14 protein-coding genes are annotated in these 20,769 nt (G+C 41.9%); 8 read left to right on the forward strand and 6 right to left on the reverse strand.

Annotated elements, in window-relative coordinates:
• Positions 1-205: 205 nt before the first annotated feature.
• The 3 genes from M9194_RS07780 (at position 206) to M9194_RS07790 (ending at position 4,306) form a co-directional block, all read left to right on the forward strand.
• Complete coding sequence (locus M9194_RS07780; RefSeq protein ID WP_250612058.1) at positions 206-1,381, forward strand: DUF3103 family protein; 1,176 nt, start codon at positions 206-208, stop codon at positions 1,379-1,381.
• 564 nt (positions 1,382-1,945) lie between these two features.
• On the forward strand, positions 1,946-2,632 hold the full coding sequence (locus M9194_RS07785; RefSeq protein WP_250612059.1) for a sensor histidine kinase: 687 nt from the start codon (positions 1,946-1,948) through the stop codon (positions 2,630-2,632).
• 366 nt (positions 2,633-2,998) lie between these two features.
• Positions 2,999-4,306 (forward strand): aerolysin family beta-barrel pore-forming toxin, encoded by a 1,308-nt coding sequence (locus M9194_RS07790; protein ID WP_250612060.1) that lies wholly within the window; start codon positions 2,999-3,001, stop codon positions 4,304-4,306.
• A 105-nt stretch (positions 4,307-4,411) separates the two neighbouring features.
• On the opposite strand, the gene M9194_RS07795 is transcribed toward M9194_RS07790, so the two are convergent.
• From M9194_RS07795 to M9194_RS07805, 3 genes are all read right to left on the reverse strand, one after another.
• The gene (locus M9194_RS07795) at positions 4,412-5,650 is read right to left on the reverse strand and encodes an OmpP1/FadL family transporter (protein ID WP_250612061.1); all 1,239 of its coding nucleotides are present in this window, start codon (positions 5,648-5,650) and stop codon (positions 4,412-4,414) included.
• Between the two features lie 375 nt (positions 5,651-6,025).
• Positions 6,026-8,782 (reverse strand): immune inhibitor A domain-containing protein, encoded by a 2,757-nt coding sequence (locus M9194_RS07800; RefSeq protein WP_250612062.1) that lies wholly within the window; start codon positions 8,780-8,782, stop codon positions 6,026-6,028.
• A 122-nt stretch (positions 8,783-8,904) separates the two neighbouring features.
• A complete protein-coding gene (locus tag M9194_RS07805) occupies positions 8,905-9,168 on the reverse strand; it encodes a hypothetical protein (RefSeq protein WP_250612063.1) in 264 nt (87 codons plus the stop codon).
• 339 nt (positions 9,169-9,507) lie between these two features.
• Here M9194_RS07805 and M9194_RS07810 point away from each other — a divergent pair, with 339 nt between their 5' ends.
• Complete coding sequence (locus M9194_RS07810) at positions 9,508-10,440, forward strand: ABC transporter substrate-binding protein (RefSeq protein WP_250612064.1); 933 nt, start codon at positions 9,508-9,510, stop codon at positions 10,438-10,440.
• 76 nt (positions 10,441-10,516) lie between these two features.
• Here the strand turns inward: M9194_RS07810 and M9194_RS07815 are convergent, their stop codons facing one another.
• From M9194_RS07815 to M9194_RS07825, 3 genes are all read right to left on the reverse strand, one after another.
• Positions 10,517-14,125 carry a response regulator gene (locus M9194_RS07815; protein ID WP_250612065.1) on the reverse strand — a complete coding sequence of 1,203 codons (3,609 nt, stop codon included), beginning with the start codon at positions 14,123-14,125 and terminating at the stop codon, positions 10,517-10,519.
• Positions 14,126-14,142: 17 nt separating this feature from the next.
• The gene (locus tag M9194_RS07820) at positions 14,143-15,180 is read right to left on the reverse strand and encodes a response regulator (RefSeq protein WP_250612066.1); all 1,038 of its coding nucleotides are present in this window, start codon (positions 15,178-15,180) and stop codon (positions 14,143-14,145) included.
• Positions 15,181-15,458: 278 nt separating this feature from the next.
• Positions 15,459-15,689, reverse strand: a complete 231-nt coding sequence (locus M9194_RS07825) for a hypothetical protein (protein ID WP_250612095.1) — start codon at positions 15,687-15,689, stop codon at positions 15,459-15,461.
• Between the two features lie 278 nt (positions 15,690-15,967).
• On the opposite strand from M9194_RS07825, the gene M9194_RS07830 reads away from it, so the two are divergent.
• The 4 genes from M9194_RS07830 (at position 15,968) to M9194_RS07845 (ending at position 20,622) form a co-directional block, all read left to right on the forward strand.
• Positions 15,968-16,744 (forward strand): substrate-binding periplasmic protein, encoded by a 777-nt coding sequence (locus M9194_RS07830; RefSeq protein ID WP_250612067.1) that lies wholly within the window; start codon positions 15,968-15,970, stop codon positions 16,742-16,744.
• A gap of 9 nt (positions 16,745-16,753) precedes the next feature.
• Positions 16,754-17,734, forward strand: a complete 981-nt coding sequence (locus M9194_RS07835) for a chemotaxis protein CheV (RefSeq protein ID WP_250612068.1) — start codon at positions 16,754-16,756, stop codon at positions 17,732-17,734.
• A 71-nt stretch (positions 17,735-17,805) separates the two neighbouring features.
• Complete coding sequence (locus tag M9194_RS07840) at positions 17,806-18,480, forward strand: DUF2726 domain-containing protein (RefSeq protein WP_250612069.1); 675 nt, start codon at positions 17,806-17,808, stop codon at positions 18,478-18,480.
• A 177-nt stretch (positions 18,481-18,657) separates the two neighbouring features.
• Positions 18,658-20,622 (forward strand): ATP-binding protein, encoded by a 1,965-nt coding sequence (locus M9194_RS07845; protein WP_250612070.1) that lies wholly within the window; start codon positions 18,658-18,660, stop codon positions 20,620-20,622.
• Positions 20,623-20,769 lie beyond the last annotated feature (147 nt).

Here is a 20,769-nt window from a genome sequence, read left to right on the forward strand (position 1 = left end):
ACTATTTAGGCACCAAAAACAGTAAGTTTTATAGCAAAGTCATATTTTTCATGCATCAATCAAATCATAGTATCAAAATAATACGATCTTAAGCATATAGTAAAAAATTTGTTAAAATTATTTATTTATAAAATGTTTTACTTAATGTTACATTTTTTCAGAAAATAATTTCCAATCATTATAAATACTAGTAGGAGATAGGTTCATGTTAGCAAAGTTGGTTAAATTAGTTGGAGTTTTGTCAATAGTGACAAGCGTCCATATATATGCACAGGAGGTAGATAGTTTACATTCTACACCTGATCCATCAAATATTACTGATGTAAAAAGATCAATAGCCCAAGATATTAGTACGAATTATGAAGCGCTGAAACCTTTACTAATATCGAAAATTGATAAAGATAACCCCGCTATATCACTCAGTCAGCTTCAGTCTAATAACCTGCCTAATAGTTTCCACAAAAATTTATTGAAAGCAGAACACCAATTTCAAAGTCTAAAAGGAATCAGTGATAGCACTCAGTCTTTGATGGAATTACGAATTGCAAATAAGTCAATGTTGGACGAGTGGAAAAAGGGCGCAGAGCCACTGATCGCTTTTGAGCCGTCTGGTAACGAATCTAGCTGGCAATATATCGAAGCGTATGACGTAACTGGTCAATTGGTTACCTTGGATATATACAATATGCCAAAATCGCCCGTATTTGTGGTCGATAGTGACCGTAAGCAAATGCTTCAAGTTGGGTTGGCGACGCTCAGCGAAGAGATTCAAAAGTTGGGGGTAAAAACTTATTTGGTAGATGATCAAAACTTAAAGCCTCAGATCGAAAAGGCCAGCCAAAACGCGTCAACAGAGCCGCTAGACGTTACGCAGCTTACAAAAATTCGATTAAATGATGACAAAGAACCTTGGATATCTGGCAAAGCAGAAATTTACGCTATTGTGGTAGGTATAGACCCAAGCGCTGACGAAGGGAACATTACCATCGTTGAAATGCCTTATTTAGATTATGACAATACTGATTATTACCCAAACCAAACGATGATTCTGTGGCCAAGATATCGCTGGGGGGCTGTTGATATGGTGTTAATGGAGCAAGATGACGGTACAAATTATAAAGACTTAGCAAAATTACTCGTCGAAGCCATAGGAGATGTCTTGAAAACCATACCGGATGTAAATGCGCAGGGGTATTCAGTGCTTGCTCAAATAACCAACAAGATAATAGATGTGCTTCCTGATGCGTGGTTTACCAATGATGATGATTATGTTGATGTGTATTACACATTAATGAAAGACCAAACATATATCGACCACCTCGGCGCAAGTAGTAACGCCAAGGCAAGCTTTAAGCCACTCATTATACCGCCAACAAACTAAATTTAATGAGTTCATTTTTTGAAAGCGTTCGGTATTAGCATGGTATTTTACACTCAGGTTACAAAACGAAAAAAATGATATGTAGGATCAATCATATCTAGCAAAGAATTGTAAGTTGCAGTCGAGTTAATGGTTGAGCGTAGTCGTTATTTTATAACATTTTATTCGTTCTTATTTGCACTAATTCTTCCTGGGAAAGAATTAGGTCCCAACTTAGAGGGGAGATGGCAAAGACAAAAGCTCGATATATTGGCGTGGCAGGAATCAGAGCGTCGCGTAACTCGCCGAGAGTTAATGAGATTCCCTAAGCGCCTATTTTTGCAACATCCGACATACTCTGACCATATAGTATTTAACTGTCATCAATGTGTTCATTTCTCTTGCAGGGACAACCTACAGTGTATAGTAAGTTTAAATAGTCTTTCATCTATACAAAACTCAACAGCTCATGTGTTGAGTGGGATAAAGCCAGAGAACATTGAACAGGGGTTGTCAGATAAGCTCTATAATGGTCCAAATAATAGCAACTCATATCTAAACTCCAACTCATGTCCAAGCACATCAATGGGTTCATCTTTCGTTCTTGCAATTTTTCTGTTGTTGTTTGCCTCGATAAAAGGATTATATGTAAGAAAACAGCAACTAAAGGAAAAACAGTTTTTGCTCGAGCTATTGACACATGAACTGAGAACTCCAGTTGCGAGTCTTGGGTATACTGTTGAGTTACTTAGAGATCAGTTGAGTGACACTAGTGGACTTAAGGAACATGCAGTGGGTAGATTAATATCAGATCATCAAAGACTCAATCAGATCACTGAAATAAGCAGAGCATATATAAGCAACAGCAGAAAACTGCAATTTAAGACCTTTGAAGCTGATCTATCGGAGTGGCTTGATTCGGTGTGTACTAAATATGGACTTCACTATAGCCTCAACAAAGATATTCGTATCGAGCTTCCATACTATTGGCTATCTATTTGTCTAGAGAATTTAATAAAAAATGCTATTCAGCATGGAAAAGGAGAGGTGAAAATTATAGCGACCGTTACGGATAGAATTTGTATTTCCGTAAGTGATGACGGCCAATTTCCGAGTTTTAGTCGACGGTTAGTAAAAATTATTGCACCGAAAAAATCGCGAAGAAATATGGGTATAGGACTGTCCGTAGTTTCTAGGCTAATGAGAAAGTTAGGTGGAAAACTGGTTATCCACAAAAATCCAACCAGGTGTGTACTTGAGGTTAAAGTTTAATGAATAGTTAATTATACATGTTTTATAAAATAAATCTGTAATAACTAATTTACACAGTTCTATCATTAATGGTAAATAGGTGGATTTTACTTTTAATTGGTTTGATTTTGCTTCCAAATAATATTACTTAGGTGGCCAATAGAAATAGACATTTATATCTATATTTTTATTTTTTCGTTTAAATACAACTGTTTCTGTTGATGTGTTGATTATTTTTATTTCCTACTTTAATTATTTAGATTCCCTTCTAATGTTAATACTTAAGACGTATGCCGTCGTAACAATATCTAATTCATACTAATCGGTTATTGAATTTAAATGTTTCAAAGAGCAGGTGTTAACTAAACTTAATAGAAGGATACCACTATGAGAAGGGTTACTTTAGCTTTATATACTGCAACTGCTGGCATTGTGTTTGCTCTAATCCCAGAATCATTACGAGCAGAGCCTGAGTATGACTCATATCTAGATCCCATCATGACAACCTCTGAGCTCCCAAACATACCGGATGTTAAAAATAAAGAATATGCAGCAGCAAATAGCGTGGAAGAGCTTCAATACAATATTTTTAATGACACGGAGTTTTATGTTCCGCTCGCCTATTTGGGCCATTACCTTGGGTTTGGTTGGGCGGGCGGTACGAACTCTCGTTTCGTCGGCGGAGATATGGAAGTCAATCGAATTGACTCGACGACTTACACTATAAACGCTCGCTATAACTCTAACGATCCATACGCTGATGGCTACAGAGCAAGCGAGCGACTGAAAATCAAACTGAAAGATGTTCAATTAGTGACCAATCCCGCCGATTTAGTATTGGGAGAGCCTGAAGTGCATGATCTAGAAGAATTATCTTCCCTTGACGCCGTTGTTTATAATTGTGGTAATACAGAGGATACTGCTCCCATCGATATTGGATACATCGAGACGAGAAGCTGGTCGAAAAGTTTTGATTACTCCTTCACCGAGTCGGCGAGTGTGACGAACAAATATTCGGTGGGCTTGCCCGGTATTGGGGGTACAGCTTGGGAATTTACGGTAAATTTCGCTGCTAACCAAAAGTGGGGCAGTACTAATGGTGAAACCGTTACGATCAGTCGAAAAGCCCAATACCGGGCGCAAATTCCCTCTATGAGCAAACGTTATATCACCTTAACTTTGTTTAATCAGAAATCCAGTATTCCCTATCATTCCTTTGCGTATCTTAGCTATAACATTGACCTTGAAGGCTTTCTCCGTTGGAGTGGAAATGCTCGTTCAGATCATCCAACCGACCGTCCTTATATAACCTATTCATTTGGGAAAAACGACGGATTGAATGGTCCTCAACAAGTTTTGGATGAATACCAGCACTCTTATATCGAGGGTTACAGTGTTTGGGACTGGCAATGGATGAGCGAGGAGTTTGGCCAATCGAACTTGGAAGTGGTACTCGGGACAGTCGCAAAACGAAAATACGGTGGACCGATGTCAGGTAAGTTTATGATTGAGAGCAGTAGCCAATACAATATCGTCGCAGGTGCGCCTATTCCTTTAACGGCAGATGAAATCGCCACATTACCTCGCTGTACTTCACCAGCCATGTGGTTAACGACGGAGGCGGAAGACAAAGCTTCTAGCTCTGCCGCTTTATCTGGTATATCAATGAGCCTTGGTGAACAATCCGGTGACTAAATGCTTGCAATGACCAGAAGAGAAATAGTAGTTGTTCACTGATAAAGGATTAATAGAAAGTAAAAAGGGCTGAAAAGTCAGCCCTTTGTTGATTGGATGCTAAGCTTAGAAACTATAGCTATATTGGATACCTGTTTCTACGGCATCTGCTTTAGTTACGGCTGTTAATGTTCCCGTGGCTCCAGCTTCTGTGACATTAGTATCTTCGCCCATAATATAAGCAATACCGAAGTCAACTGTATGATGCTCATGGAAGTGATAACTCAACCCTGCGGTAAACCATTGACGGTCGGAGTCTGGTACTGAAATAGACGTCACCTGATCTTGTGCTGCGGTGTCGTACATATAGCCAGCACGTAGTGTCCAGGCTGTATCCAAGTAATAGGTACCACCGATAGCGTAGTGCCAACCATCCTGCCACTGGTAGTTCTTAATAGTTACGTCTGAACCATCGACCGCACTACCTCTAGCATCTAGCGTTTTAAACACGCTCCAGTCAATCCATTGAATAGAGTAGTGCAGGGCAAATTTACTGTTTTCAAATCTATGGTAGCCAGAAAATTCGGCAAAACTTGGAAGAGGTAGGATAACCTCATTGTAGTTGGTACCAGCAAGGCCGTATTGAACAGTGCCTTTTGCCTTTATCTCAGGGCTATAGTGATAGTCTAAACCAAAGCGAGTATTTTTATCGACTTCATATACAACACCAGCATTCCATCCTAGCCCCGTGCCATCAGCATCTATATTGGTAAGCTCAGTAGTGCCTGAGCCTCCTAAATTACGTTGTAGTTTACCGCTGCCATGGACGATATCCAGTCCAGCGCCAAAGGATAGGTGCTCGTTTAGACGATAGGATGTTGTGAGTGCATAGTTAATACTTTTAATTTCGGTAACACCACCCAGTTGATTGGCTGTCGGAGCGCCTGCTCCCCCCCAATTGTCGGGGAAGTCATTTTTAGTACCAAAGTTGGAATATATACCCGCGCCAAATGCCCAAGTGTCATCCAAACGATACACATAATAAATGTTAGGTACTAGAGTGCCTTCTCCATTGTGGGCGTCTTCGACACTGCTTCCACTGAATGTTACGTCTTTAACGCGTATGGAGGTGTTAAGTACGTTCACCCCAGTTGAAAATTGAGACGACTTAAAAAGTGCCATCGCAGCGGGGTTTTTTGCCATTACTGAGGCGTTGTCAGCGATAACGGCATCACCGGCAAAGGCGCGTCCTAGACCGGTGGCTGATTGGGCGTTTAGCTGGAAGCCTGCAGCCATAGCATGTTGAGAAGCAAGGCCGAGTGCCACTGCCAATATCGACTTTTTATACAAACGAGAATGATGCATCGGAGCTTTTCCTTTTGTTAACTTTTTAGCAGGTTCACCTCTGGCGGGTGATTGGGTATATAAAAGTGTTTTAAGGTGGAGTCAGTATACTTATTAGAGCTCTGACCACTAGCTCATTTTTGCTTGTATTTAACAAACTGTTAACTCAGTAGTCAAATGTTGTTAAATTAAACAAGCGTTTAGAGTATTAGCTCTAAACGCTTGTTTAATTTATGCTCTGATAGGCACTGCATGTCAACAAATTATGCAGTGCACTTTTTAGGCAGGACCAATTATGTTGGAGAGTTGTTACGCAGTTTGTTCATTTATTCTCCTTGATTGTGATGAATAAAGTAGTTTCGGTTACCAACTTGGCTTGCCTTGATTGCGTGTTGATTAAAGATCAACAACAATCGTTTTACTGACTTTGGCACCATTATCATCCATCACGGTTAAACGGACTTGATGCTTGCCATAGGTTGGGAAAATAGACGTAAATACGCGTCCTCGTTTAACGTTACTGTTCGGTAAGGTCCATTCCGTATCGACAATTCGTCCATCAGGATCAGAGCTTGTTGACCACATGGTAACCCAACGTCCGAGATGGATATAACGGGCGCTGACCTCCGGTAATGCATTCTTCGCCTCAACAGTGATAGATTTACTTGTTGTATTTTGCTCGCCCTTATCATCCGTGACAGTTAATGTGACGGTATAGCTGCCTGGGTTGAGGTAGGTCCACGTTGGCGACGATTCTGTGCTTGATTCGCCGTTACCGAAGCTCCAGTTGTAACTGACAATTGAGCCATCGCTGTCAGAGCTGGTGTTACTTGCGGTCACAGTTAACCCATCAACGTTTAGTGAAAACGCAGCAGTTGGCGGCTGGTTGGGCTGTTCAGCTTTCGATACTTTAATGACGCCGTAGCTGTTATCAGCGGCTTGATCGATGACCTCAATCTGGACGCCATGCTCAATGAGAAGCCGACCCGCGTCTGGAGCTTGTGGGTTTGAATAGTTTTGGTTGTCGGAGAAATACGCGATGCTGTTTAAGCTTACGTCTTCTAACACGTCACCGTCACGATTTTCGAGGCGCATTGGCGTTTGGTTGTGAAGAGAGAAGGCGGCGTCACGCACTTGATAACGAGTTTGCGCTACGCTGCCAGATTGAGCCCAGATCATCGCGTTTTGATCAGCATCGACGACACCTAACCAGCCTTCTCCAGGGTGCTTGCCAACCCAGTTATCTGACATGGAGTTATCCACATACCAAACAATTAACCCAGGATCGAAAGACATCAAGCTGCCAAATCGTTTGATGTTATTTAAGCCTTCATCCACATCATTATGGCTGCGCCACTGGAGCAGATAGTAATGAGCCGATTCATTGAAGCCATTGTTGAGACGATAACCGTTAAAGGCAAAACTCGAATTCCCTTCTGCGTCATCGATGAGTTTGCTATTACCATCGGTGACGATAGAGATGTTATCGATGTGCAACCCTTCCATGGCTAAGCCACCATCGGTTTGATAATCAAAGCCAAGCTCTATGGTTTGTCCTGCCCACGAAGTGAGATCAAACTCGGCATCCACCCAGCCTTTTGAATCACCAGAAATAGCAGGAATCAGTCCGGTACTGTTCGGGTCATCCATTGTGGTAATGCTGCCCGCTATTTGTTTGCCGTTGATAAGCACGCGCGCATAATCGTAATCTTTTTCAATTTGGTACCAGGCTTTAAATGCCAACTTCACATCGCTACCCACTGGTAGGGTAATTTGGCGAGACATGCTGTTTTTTAAGTCATCACCTTTGCCAGAATAAAAATCGTGCTCACCTTCAAATGGTTTAAGCCCTTCAGTACGTTTTACCGGGAGATCAACACGAATCATGTTTTGTTGATCGTTATCGGTCGTTTGGTGAAGGGTGATTTCTTCACCTTTAGTGGTAAGAGCATCGAAAGCGATGGTCTTGCTATCTATCCATTTACCGCCAATCGACTCTTGCATGAACTGTTTTGCCCATGAGCTGAATGCGGTTGGCTGCGTGCCACCAATTTTGCCTGCCCAGCTACCTGAAGACATGATTGACCAATAGGATACTGGTTCACCTTTTCCGGTGTATTGAGTGTCATATTCGTCAGGTAGGCCAAGATCGTGACCATATTCGTGAGCACAAACCCCTGCTGCTGCATCGATGGGTTGAATTGTGTAATCGAAAGCGGCGTATTGGCCACCAAATCGGCTAGGTACGGTACTTGTCGTTCCTTTTAAAACGTGGGGCTTACCGAGGTTGTAGCGGTGTGACCAAATAGCGTCGCTGCCTAACACGCCACCACCAGCTTCTTCACCAACAGAAGAGTGAAATACCATCAAGTGATCAATGACACCATCTGGCTCTCGATAGTTGCCATTACCATTGTAGTCATAGCGGTCTTCAATATCGTACTCAGCCAAGTTAATGTTGGGATCTTTTGCAAGCTGATTTAGCGCTTCACGAACTAACTCTTGAGCATTGAGATCATTATCTGTTGTTGGTGAATTGCCACCATAATATGAGGCGTTCTTCGAAGCTCGGTACCAACCGGCTGCTTGTCCGGCTACACTGTACGTTTTTCCTGACTCGCTTTCGTAATATTGGCGCATGGAAATGAGGTTTTCACCGTTTGGCCCTAAATATCCTGCGTCTGAAAATAACAGGTTTTGATAGTGCTCTGGTTTGTAGCTATCATAGAGCATTTCGGTGTGTTCTGACGTTAGCCTGTTGTCATTCCAAGGGAGATCAGGAAAATCAACGAGTAGAGCAAGTACTTTGTCAGTTCGCGTTTGGGATAAGTCTAAAGCAAATATATGCGCTTTATGTTGACCCTTTTTGGCTTCTATCAACTTAAGGACTTTGGCTCGTTTCTCCAGCGATTGTTTACCAAATTGAGCATCGCCTTTGAACCCTTTCTTGAGTTTTGATTCAATATAAGAATTCAGCGCTCGTTTTTGTTCTTCAATGGTTGAATGTTCATCGAGAATACCGTTCCTAACCAGCATTTCGATGATTTTGTCTTCATTCATCACACCTAAGTCAATAGGGGTTTGCGCGTGAGCACTGACATTAAATAGAGTCAGCACCGCTGTGGCCAGCAGTGTTTTTCTGATAGGACCCATACTAATTTCCTTATTATATTTTTTTGATTGTTATATACCACTTAATAAAGTGGGTTATATGTTGTGTGAACAACAAACTTCCTTATTGAAGGAAAGGGTTTAAACGTGATTAAAGCTAACCATTATTTTTTTGAAGCTGAAATACACTGTTTATTGGTCGTAGTATCATTTTTATTTGACGTGTTATTACTTTTATCTGCCTTATTATTTTTATTAAATCTTTTGGAAAGATAAATCTGCAAAGACTTTTGATTTTCTTCAAAAGTTTGATTGCCACAAATGACACCACGCTCTATTAACGAGCTAATAAGTTTTTCATCATTAGGAAGCGGGTTTGCAAAAATAATTGACGAAAATAGAGCGAATAAAAAACTGACAAACTTCATTGTTATTTTGCTTTATTATAAAAAACATCAAACTACATTTGTTTACATTATGAATCAATTTGTAAAGTAGTATTCATTATATGTTTCATTGGAATTGAGACATGTTACCAAAAAATATAGGCTCGAATATAAGGCATGAAATAGTTTAATTATCGCTCTAAAGAGGCAATCAGCTACTGATTGACTCCGTTGTGCGGTGTGATCTGCGTGGACCGACGACACCTTCCTACCTGACTGGTGTTCAATCCTTTCGATTTTGCTGAAATTCGCATCTTGACGTCACTTGGACCTATATTTGTATAGGCACTAAAGGAAAGTTAGAAGTAAGGAATGCTTGTCATGATTAAATATACAATCATGTGCGCGCTAGGGTTGTCCATCACCTGGGCTAGTTATGCGAATGAGAGAAACGCAGATGAAGTTGCGATTGGTGTGGCGTGGGTCGGACAGTCTAACATGTCTAACCGGGTGCTTGCAGGAATGACACAGCGATTGAATCAAATTGCGCCAAATGTACAGATTGAAGAGCGGAAAGAGCTCTCATCCCACACCGAGTTGGCAGAGTTGGTTTCACAGTGGAATGAGTCTAAGCAGGGCATGGTGATCATGAGATCTAATGGTTCAAAATGGTTGTCTAACAATCCGCCTGTCATTCCCACGTTTACTGGTGGGCATACTCATCCAAGAACACTGGGTGTCTCTAATTTGCCAAATATAACAGGCGTAACCTATTACTTGCCAAAGGCGTTCCAATTCAATCTGTTGAAGCAACTTATGCCAGATATGAAGTCCATATTATTGTTGCTTGAAGAAGGGCACCCGAGTTCCGCTGTCGATCAAACCGATACAAAATGGGTTACAAACAAAATTGCTCTTCAATATAACGAATATGTTGTATCCGATATTAGTAAACTCGACGGAGTCATCAAAGTTTGGAAAGATAAAGTGGATCTAATCGTGCTTGGTAATCAGGCCCTTATTGCAGATAATGCGGAGCATATCGTTCAGTTGGCTGGTGACACAGTTGTGGTGTCTTATCATAGTGAACCAATTTACAAAGGGGCGCTGGGAGGATTTGTACCTGATGACTACAAGCTAGGGGCTATGTTGGCGGACTCTATAAAGTCGGTGCTAATTGATGGCGTGGACATTACATCTATTCCTTATAAAACGGATGACACGCCTACGTTTTTGGTTAACGGGGAAGCGATGAAACGATACCAATTGGTTCTACCGACTAACGTAAAAAATCGAGTGAAGTTTATCGAGTAGGCTGGGTATATTACTCCATCAAAAAATCGTGATTTCAAAGTTTTGAATTTCTATATTTGAACACTACTATGACAGCTTACGTTGTGCTTGATTCATGCGACTCCAATATCTCTATCGCTTTATCAAAATCAAATTCTTCCAGTGCATTCCTAAGGGCGGTAAAGTCATTGGGGTTGAGCCCAATAGATTGAGGGGCAGGGAGATCGTCTAGATAGGCGAGGGCCTCGGTATCACTTTGCTGTATTAGCTCGATAAGCTCTGTATGACGTTGTGCGTCATACAATGTCGGGGCATTGTCATTGCGCGCTTTAGGGGTGCTAATGCTTAATTCAGGGTGCGACAAAATAGTGGCGATAAGAGTTTCTAGGGCATTGGTTAGCTTATCTTGTATTGCTTGGCTATTCAAATTATTTTCAACAGCTTGGCATAGAGTATGAAGTTCATTAGCGCCTAAGTTTCCTGCCACTCCTTTTAGTGTATGCACATACCGTTTTCTATCTTCAATATTTTCGTTACTGAGCTGTTCGGTTACCTCCGATGTATTTTGGTAGCTAGACACAAATCGTTGGATAAGCTTGATATACAATTTCTGATTTCCATTCGCCCTTGCTAGGCCCTGAACGGTATCTATTCCCAAGATATTCAGTGATGGTGTGTAATTAGAAGATGTATCCTGTTGGCCTACCGATGTCGGTTTTTTGGGGGTTATCCAACGTGATAGAGTTTTAAACATATTATCAACATCAATGGGTTTGGCTACCATGTCATTCATACCGACAGCGATTATTTTCTCCTTATCTTGCTCCATGACGTTCGCTGTCATCGCAATAATGGGAATACTTGTGTCACCTAGCTCTTTTCGAATATACGCTGTGGCTTCGTAACCATCCATGACTGGCATTTGGCAATCCATCAATATGCCATCAAAGTGATGAGATTGATAAAGCTCGACAGCGATTTGGCCATTTTCGGCTACGGTGACATCCATTCGCTGGCCCTGCAAAAGCTCTACTGCAAGCTCTTGGTTAATCTCATTGTCTTCGACTAACAAGAGGTTTGCGCCTTCGAGGTGCTTTGTATAAGCGTTGAGGGAATGGTCATGTTGCTCAGTCTGGCTAATTCGAGAATGCTCATAGCCAAATAGACTGGCAATAGTCGAATAAAGATGTGAGGAAATAATAGGTTTGTCTACAATACTAACGCTGGGCAGGTTGCGCTGACTAATAGCGTCTGATAGCTCCTCTCGGCCGTGAGCGGTCATCATAATCATTTTTGGCATCACTGCCAGTTGTTCTGAGTGCAGGCTTTTCACAAGATCAATACCGTCTCGTGCAGGCATTTTCCAATCAACAATGAGTAAATCATAGGGAATATTCTGGTTAATTCGGTTCTGAATAGCTTTCAACGCATCATCTACACTTGCCACCGCATCATTTTTGAGATGCAATGAGGTTAAAATATCTGACACGATAAGTCGCGAACTCGAGTTATCATCAACGATTAACACGTTGAGGTTGCCAAGCGATTGTGATGAGATTGGTAGGTGTTGTCTCAGGGCGTGGCTGACTTGCATCTTAGTTGTGAAAGTGAAGGTTGAGCCTTTACCTAGTTCACTTGTCACGGAAATATCGCCTCCCATTAGTTGGCTGAGCTCTTTGCTTATGGCCAGTCCAAGTCCAGTACCGCCGTACTTTCTCGTTGTTGATGTGTCGGCCTGAGTAAACTTACTGAACAACTTGCCACATTGTTCAGTAGACATACCAATGCCGCTGTCGCTGACTGAATATTTTAGCGTGACATTCTCATCGGTATGTTCAACGAGCGAAATGTGGATTTTTACTTCTCCTTTCTCGGTGAACTTCACTGCATTGTTGGCTAGGTTGATGAGTATTTGCCCCAGTCGTAGTGGGTCTCCTATGAGTGTGGTTGGTACGTTGTTTTCGACATGGATTAACAGTTCCAGACCTCTTTCTGAAGCCCTTAGACCGACCAGGTTAGAGACGTTATCTAGTACACTTTCGAGGTGGAAATCAACGTGTTCGATGTCCAACTTGCCAGCTTCTATTTTCGAAAAATCTAAAATGTCGTTGATGAGGCCCAGTAGACTATCGGCAGAGAGTTTAACTTTTTGGATGTAGTTTCTTTGGGTTTTTGACAGCTCGGTTTTTAAAGCAAGGTAACTCATACCAATGATTGCATTCATCGGTGTACGTATTTCGTGGCTCATATTAGCCAGAAAATCTGATTTCGCCTGATTGGCAGAGTTGGCTTCATCCCTTGCTTTCGCTAGCTGCTGCGCAAACTTCTCTAAGGCGCGGTGCGACTTATTAGCAAGCCCACCAAGAAGGAGCAACGCTAATAAAAAGCAGCCACCTATAATTGCGATGTAGGTGGTATAACCTTCAGAGTTCTCAACGACATCAAGCTGGTTGTCGTACGTTGGTTTTATAAAAGCGACCATGTTGCCGTAGTATTCGTTCAGTTGATCACGCATGAGATTCATTGCTGACTTTTTGCTGACTAGCTCGCCAAATAGAGAAAGGTAGCGACGAGTATTGGCGGCGATGGTGTCGAGCAACTCGCGGTTATCGCCTAAGTCGAAGTCACTCTGTAATGAGTGAATCGTGGTGAGTGCGCTCTCTAGGTTTGCGGATATGTCCTGAGAAAGCTGACTTTGCTGTGTAGGAGACATCGAAATGGAGAAATCTCGATCGAGTTGTTGGGTATTGCTGATGTCGTTGTGAAGCCTAAGTAGAGATGTGCCAAATGTGATTTTGTCGTTGACATCTTGTTGAAGTTCAGTGAGTTCAGATTGAATATCTTGAATTAGGTTTTGATAATAGTTTTTTAAGCTTATGGTGGAACGAGTCAGTTCATCGGCGGCATTTTCTACATTCTTAATCACCATCTCCTTATGAGTACGTGGTGAGTTGGTAATATTGCTAAGCTGAGCGCTGGTGAGCAAATAGCGATTCACTGCGTTACGTACCAGCAATATCTTACCTCTGCTTACTGCGTCTTTTGACTGATCCAAGAGCAATTTAATAATGTTATTGATGTTGTTTAATTCCCATTGGAATTGAGCGAAATAACGGGATTGCCCAGTTTTGATGTAGGACTGAACATTGGTGGTTGCGCTGTAGTTGTGCTCAATGATTTTTTGCGACTCAAGGGTAATTGTTGTGATTGAGTCTAATTGACGCCTGGCTAGATTAACTTGGGAAATGGTATCTTCGACGAAAGTTTTATGTTGTTGCTGCAACGACTGGATGGTCGATGAAAGATCCTCTGTTGTTGCGGTCATGTTGTTACGAATTGATGAAGCGAGCATGTCGGTGGTGACATACTCCTTGAATTTTAATTCGTAGGCATTAAGTAAATGGTCCACTTTTTCCCGCTCGACAGAAGGGGTGTGGATAGAATGGACTTTAGCGAGGTCAATTTCGTCTAATACGTATTTGGCCACTTGCGGAGTCGGTAAGTTGATATAGTTTTGCTCCCAAAGCTTTACTTTATCAATACTAGAGAGGATTTGAGCATTGTGAGCGTACTGATCAATGGTGTCGAAACGTTGGCTTAAGCTGTACCACCCAACGGCGGCGGCGACGAACAAGAGCAATGACGCGAGAACAAATCCGAACAAAATTCTTTTTGAGTCAATGGCGTAATTTTGTGGTTGAATCATCGAGAAAGCCCGCTCCTTTATAGGTTATCTTTGAAAGACTCTTTAATCGCCAAGATTTCTTCTATTTGCTCCACGAACTTAGGTACCAATTGGGGGTCGAAGTGCTGACCTGATTGCTCCTGCAAAAACAAAATAGCGTCGTCAATCGACCATGCTTTTTTATAGGGCCGCTCACTTGTCAATGCGTCAAACACGTCGGCAATGGCGACGATTCTTGCGCTCAAAGGTATCTCTTCGCCTTTTCGTCCATGCGGGTAGCCGCTGCCATCCCATTTTTCATGATGATTGAGTGCAATTTCTCGTGCTAGCTGAATGAGTTTGGAGTCGCTTTCTCCAATGATGTCACCGCCAATGGTCACGTGCGTTTGCATGATTTTCCATTCGTCCTCGTCCAGCTTTCCGGGTTTGCGGAGTATATGGTCAGGGATACCGATTTTTCCAACATCATGCATTGGTGAAGCTTGGAAAAGCAGCTCTACCCAGCTTTCACTAACCTCAAGTTGCCGAGCAAGGATCTTTGAATAATGACTCATTCGCACGACATGCATGCCGGTCTCATTGTCTTTATATTCCGCGGCTCTACCCAATCGTTGAATGACTTCTAATCGGCTTTGTTCAAGCTGTTGTGTTCTTTCTCTCACTTGATTTGCAAGCGCAAGATTTTGATCGTGTAAGGAAATATGGGTTTTCACGCGTGCAATAACGATCGGAGGACTTACAGGTTTAGTGATATAGTCAACGGCACCAAGCTCAAATCCTTTTTGTTCGTCTATCGTCTCGGATTTAGCGGTAACGAATATGACTGGAATGTCAGCAGTGTAGGGGTTGGATTTCAGAGATTGGCAAACTTGGTAACCATCCATCTCTGGCATCATTATGTCGAGCAATATTAAGTGGGGTTTTGGGGAGGAATTCGCGATTTGAATGGCTTTCGCGCCTTTTGTTGCCGCCTTAATCTTGAAATCCTCTCCGAGGATACCTGAAAGGGTGTGTATGTTATCTGGAATATCGTCCACGATAAGAATAATTGGCTTGGTTGTACTGTCCTGAAACATCGTAACGTTTTCCTTCCACTTGATCTTTTGCTTATCTAATAGGCATTCTTATTCAAAGTTGAAGCGACTTATAGCGCTAAGTGTGCCTTGGCGCGATACAGTAAAGAAAGCCTTGTTAAAAGATAGCCTTAACCACGATGGATGCCAACGTTTAGCATGTAGAAATAAGAGGAAAAGGGACACGCGCACAAAGTAAAGAATTGGTGCGCCAATTCTTTACTTAGCCGCTTAGTATATGCCAAGCGTTTAAGTGGACAAACTTGGTAAATAGCGTTTAGTTATTTCATTGAAGGGCAACAAAACTCTGCTCGCCAAAGTACTTTGCGGCAACCACTACCTTTCATTGTACTAAGCACTTCCTTTCCAGACATTTGTGGGTACGAGTAAATCAACTGCATCTCGTTGTTCAGAGCGTTACCTCGATAAACTCGGATATGAGTAAAAGTATCGCCAAGACGTTCGGACAGCATCGACTTTGACAAACAGATTCCGAAAACGTCACGCTTCATGATTTTTTCCTTTAACCTTGCCATACGTTGTTCCTTTGACTTTTTTGCTTGTGAATACCGTTATTTATGTAATTGGTTTTGTCGGTTTCGCACAAAGGGTCTTAAGCGTCACTAGATACCACATCATTATACGTTTTTGTTGTTTGTCTGTACAAAAAATGCACTACAGGTTGTGTGAGTAGTTTCAAATAATCTTATGTATATCCTATACAACTAGACGGCTTGCTAATCCACACCTACATTTTAATGATCAGGATATGGGTTTATGAGGCGGAGAGATGAAATGGAAAGTGCAGTGTTACTTGGCTGCCATTTTAGTGTTCAACTCAGGTGCTTTACATGCTGACCATTCGACTTCGTTGGATCGGCTGACTTATGTAACAGAAGAATACCCCCCCTACAATTATACGTTCGACAATGAGCTGACAGGTATTGCTGTTGATTTGTTGCTAAGAGCCTCTGAGATTTCCGGCGATGTCATCCCACTTTCTGGCATATCAGTTCTGCCCTGGTCCGAAGGGTATCGAGCTGCTCTGGTTGGAGATGATACCGTGGTTTTTTCTACCACGCGCACTAAATTGAGAGAGCATTTATTTCAGTGGGTTGGCCCAATTAGCAAAACACGCATTGTTGTCCTTGCCCATCGAGAGAGCGGCATTTCCATTAATAGCGTACAAGATCTTATGAATCATAGTATTGGAGTCATTCGCGATGATGTAGGAGAACAGCTACTGCTTGAGCTCGGCGTGCCTCGAGAATCGATGCAAGAGCGCAGTGGTGCGCAAGCATTGGCGAGGTCGTTGAAGAAAAAACGTATCGACTTGTGGGCCTATGAAGAGAACGTTGCTCGCTGGTGGTTTGATAAGTCTGGCTACAATCAAAAAGACTTCGAGGTAGTTTATCTGCTAAAAGAGAGCGAATTGTACTACGCTTTTAATAAAAACATAGACCTAGTTTTGATTAATAAGCTGCAACGAGCACTCAATATTATTAAAGAAAATGTCGATCAAAATGGGTTAACGGAATATCAAACGATTATAAATAAGTATCGGTGAAGAAACAGCATGGCCAATTCGAACAGCACAATTTTAACCGAAAGCGGAACTAACGAATTAGAAATTATAGAGTTTCACCTTAACAAGCAACTCCCTGATGGTGGCAGTAAGATTTGTTATTACGGGATTAATGTCGCGAAAGTACGGGAAGTGATTCAAGTACCTGAAACTACCGATTACCCAAATGCTCAGCCTCATATGATAGGTGTGTTTTCTTCTCGCGATATTTTAACTCCACTAGTGGACTTGGCAGGTTGGCTTGGTGTGCCAACACCACAAGACATCAACAAAAAATTTGTCATCGTTACCGATTTCAACAAAATGACCAATGGCTTTTTGATTGATAGTATCAGCCGTATTCACAGGATTTCATGGAATGACGTTGAATCGCCAAGTCAATTTCTTGAAGCGGGAGAGCAAGATTGCGTGGTAGCGGTGGTTCGTAAAGATGAAAATCTGATTATGATTCTTGATTTCGAAAAAATCATTGCGGACATCAACCCAGAACTCAGTATGGAGAAATACGACATCAAGGTGGATCGTTCGGTCGACTTGAATGAAGATATGGTCGATAAGCGCAACAGTAAGACTATCATGGTAGTTGACGACTCTGCGTTTATTCGTAGTTTGATTCAAGATACCTTGTCTTCGGCTGGCTACAATATCATTGCCTGTAAAGATGGTGGCGAGGCGCACGAAAAATTGATAGAGATACAAAAGGTCTCTGAACAAGAAGATGTGTCGGTGTTTGATGTGGTGAATGCTGTGGTGACCGATGTGGAAATGCCAAGAATGGACGGTATGCACTTAGTCAAACGTTTACGCGATAATGAGGTCTACATGGAGTTACCTATAGTGATGTTTTCCTCTTTGATGAGCGAAGACAACCGTATGAAAGCACTGGCTCTAGGCGCGAATGACACAATTACTAAACCTGAAATTGGCAAAATAGTTTCTATGATGGATAAATTTATTTTTGGTGAGGAGTAGACTAGCCACCAGTTTTTGAATGAGTATACTTAAATCCATGGACCCCAACTGTATTGAATATCAGGGATTTGATGGAAAATATCATTATAATTTTTGTTCTTCTGGTTGTGTTTTTCATTCTTGCTCAAAAGAAATTGGTCAAGCAAGACACGCTACAAGAAAGTTCTTATAAAAAGAAAGGCCCCTTACTTAACTTAAAAGAAGGTGCCTTTTTTAATGCGCTCAAAACGGCAGTGGGTGACAATGGCGTGGTCATGGCGAAAGTTAACATGGCCTCCATCGTCGGCCCTGAAGCGAAAAGCAAGAAACAATGGTTTGTGGCAAATAATAGAATTGCTAAAAGCTATTTTGACTATGTCGTTTGTGACCCTCGGACGTTGGAAGTAAGGGTTGTCATCGAATTAGACAACGGGTTTGAGCTAAATAAAGGCAAAGTAGAAAGAGAAAAATTGCTCATTCACGTCTGTAAATCCGCCAATATTCCTCTTATTGGCACATCCATCAAACATAGTTATCAAGTGAGTCGCTTACGTCGTTTACTCGCCACTCACATTGATCTTATTGAAGAAGATGCCGATGTTCGTTTTTGCAAAAAGTGTGGTAGCCCTATGGTTATCAAGGTTGCAACGGTTGGTGAGTTTAAAGGGAGACGCTTTTTTACCTGCAGTAGGCAACCTCAGTGCTCTTACACAGAAAACTATAACGTCGTGTTTGACAGTGAAGACGATGAGAAAGACTCGATCTAGGCTCAGGTGTGCTTTGCATAAATTGCATATCAAACCTGATATAGATGTTTGTTTTTACTCGGTGTTGTTGGTGCTCATAATTGGCCGCATAAAGCCTGAATAATTGGAAATTCCCGACCTTACAGCCATACTGAATAATGCGAATCGAATCGCGTTTAATGCCTAAGGAAGGATTAGATGGAAAGGTTATTGGCAAAGTCCAACAAAATATTTAATCGGCGAAGCCTATCTAATAAAATTCTCTTTTACATTCTTTTGTGCAGTACTTTTCTCGCTCTAATCATTACAGTGCTGCAACTTCTATGGGATTATCGCCATGATGTCAGCCGAATTCGCAACAATATCGACCAAATAGAAGCCAGTTTTCTAGAGCCTATTGCAGCAAGCTATTGGAGCTTGGACGAAGACCAAATACGTGTCCAAGTCGATGGCATCATGAATTTCCCAAGTATGAAATACGTCATGGTCTCCGAAGGCACCGAGGAGAGTGACGCGCCACTCATTGAACGTGGGAGTCTAGACGGCGGATTTGACATACAACGAGAGTTCGAACTGGTATTTGAAGGAGAAGTCGTTGGGCGGCTGTTGGTAGCAGCATCCTTGAAAGAAGTGTATCAACGACTGATGGAAAAGTCAGTTTTGCTTTTAGCGAGCCAAATGATTAAGACATTTATCGTGTCTGTAGCCATATTGTGGATTATTTATATGGTGCTTATTCGCCACTTAAACAGGATGGTGAATTTTACCTATGCGTTAGACTTCGAAGGTCAGCTGATACCTTTACAACTAAAAGGGCGCTCGCTAGACCCCAAAAACCCAGATGAGCTGGATATTCTCACCAAAACCATTAACGACATGAGTGAGAAGATTCATGATGAGTTGGAGGAGCGAAAACTAGCCAATCAACGGCTTAGCCAAGAAAAAGAATTCTCGGAAACAATCATTGAGTCATCCAGTACCATCATTTGTTGTATGGACGAAGACCTTGCCATCAACACTGTTAACAGTGCTGGCGAAAAGCTCTCTAGTACCATTAGAGAGGATTTGGTTGGAAAAAACTGGCTGGATATATTCACTTTCGATCAAAACTCTAACGCTCTAGCCTCGAAAATAAAAAGTTCTGCGAGCTTGCAGGAGCATGAAATTCCGATGAATACTACAGAGCATGGTGTCAGCACATTAATCTGGAGTTTTGTGCCATTTTACCAACAAGGGCAGCTTCAACAGTACATTGCGTTCGGCTACAACGTAACGCATCTGAAGAAAATTCAATCAGAGCTCAATGCGCTCAATGACAGTTTAGAATCCAAGGTAGCCGAGCGAACGGAAAGTTTGGAAAAGAGTAATGCGCAACTTGCAGAAGCTTTTGAACAGTTAAAACAAACGCAAAATATCTTAGTGGAGTCTGAAAAAATGGCCAGTTTGGGTGGCTTAGTCGCAGGGATTGCACACGAGATTAATACACCTTTAGGGATCAGCCTCACTGCTGCTTCATTCTTACGCGATCAGAGTCGCGACTTTGACCGTATTTTAGAAAGTCGCGAGATAACGGAAAACGACCTGAAAGAGTTTATAGACGGTGTAGGAGAGTCCACGGATTTGCTTATTGGCAGCTTAAATCGTGCTTCTCAACTTGTTCGTAGCTTTAAACAGGTCGCTGTCGATCAGTCCAGCGAAGCTTGTTATCGTTTCCACGTAGCCGATAATCTCGAGCAGGTTCTGACTTCACTTAATCACAAATTGAAAAAGGCCAATTGTAACGTAGTCTCTAACTGCGATCCTGAACTAACGATAACCAGTTTCCCCGGCAGTTTTGCACAAATTTACTCTAATTTGGTGATCAACTCTCTGATACATGGTTTTGAAGATTGGGAAGGTGACAGAAAAATTCTTATCTCAATTGAGCAAAAAGAGGGAAAACTCTTTATCGATTATAGTGATACAGGGAAAGGCATCAATGCCGAAATTGCAGGTAAGATATTTGATCCCTTTGTGACGACTAAACGTGGTGAAGGAGGAAGTGGGTTAGGAACGCACGTTATCTATAATCTTGTTGTACAGCTGCTGAAAGGGAGCATTGTTTGTAAGCATGATGTCCCACAAGGAGTACAATTTCTAATTGAACTGCCATACAAAGAGTAAAGTTACCTCATCTGGTGATATATAGGGTTGAAAATTTTAAGAATTTTAGATCTATATAACTGTGTAAAATTGGAAAAATTTCAAGCTCCAGCCATACTTTGTTAGGAGCGGGTAATTGATCGTCTATGATGCAGTTAATGGCCGCCT

Origin of the sequence: Vibrio sinus, assembly GCF_023634645.1 — a bacterium.
Lineage (GTDB): Bacteria > Pseudomonadota > Gammaproteobacteria > Enterobacterales > Vibrionaceae > Vibrio > Vibrio sinus.

What these genes read in the sequence shown, in the direction of transcription:
- M9194_RS07840 (WP_250612069.1), top strand. Translation starts at nt 17,806, where the DNA reads ATGGAAAATATCATTATAATTTTTGTTCTTCTGGTTGTGTTTTTCATT.
- M9194_RS07790 (WP_250612060.1), top strand. Translation starts at nt 2,999, where the DNA reads ATGAGAAGGGTTACTTTAGCTTTATATACTGCAACTGCTGGCATTGTG.
- M9194_RS07810 (WP_250612064.1), top strand. Translation starts at nt 9,508, where the DNA reads ATGATTAAATATACAATCATGTGCGCGCTAGGGTTGTCCATCACCTGG.
- M9194_RS07820 (WP_250612066.1), bottom strand. Translation starts at nt 15,180, where the DNA reads ATGTTTCAGGACAGTACAACCAAGCCAATTATTCTTATCGTGGACGAT.
- M9194_RS07845 (WP_250612070.1), top strand. Translation starts at nt 18,658, where the DNA reads ATGGAAAGGTTATTGGCAAAGTCCAACAAAATATTTAATCGGCGAAGC.
- M9194_RS07835 (WP_250612068.1), top strand. Translation starts at nt 16,754, where the DNA reads ATGGCCAATTCGAACAGCACAATTTTAACCGAAAGCGGAACTAACGAA.
- M9194_RS07780 (WP_250612058.1), top strand. Translation starts at nt 206, where the DNA reads ATGTTAGCAAAGTTGGTTAAATTAGTTGGAGTTTTGTCAATAGTGACA.
- M9194_RS07795 (WP_250612061.1), bottom strand. Translation starts at nt 5,650, where the DNA reads ATGCATCATTCTCGTTTGTATAAAAAGTCGATATTGGCAGTGGCACTC.
- M9194_RS07800 (WP_250612062.1), bottom strand. Translation starts at nt 8,782, where the DNA reads ATGGGTCCTATCAGAAAAACACTGCTGGCCACAGCGGTGCTGACTCTA.
- M9194_RS07830 (WP_250612067.1), top strand. Translation starts at nt 15,968, where the DNA reads ATGAAATGGAAAGTGCAGTGTTACTTGGCTGCCATTTTAGTGTTCAAC.
- M9194_RS07815 (WP_250612065.1), bottom strand. Translation starts at nt 14,125, where the DNA reads ATGATTCAACCACAAAATTACGCCATTGACTCAAAAAGAATTTTGTTC.
- M9194_RS07785 (WP_250612059.1), top strand. Translation starts at nt 1,946, where the DNA reads ATGGGTTCATCTTTCGTTCTTGCAATTTTTCTGTTGTTGTTTGCCTCG.
- M9194_RS07825 (WP_250612095.1), bottom strand. Translation starts at nt 15,689, where the DNA reads ATGAAGCGTGACGTTTTCGGAATCTGTTTGTCAAAGTCGATGCTGTCC.
- M9194_RS07805 (WP_250612063.1), bottom strand. Translation starts at nt 9,168, where the DNA reads ATGAAGTTTGTCAGTTTTTTATTCGCTCTATTTTCGTCAATTATTTTT.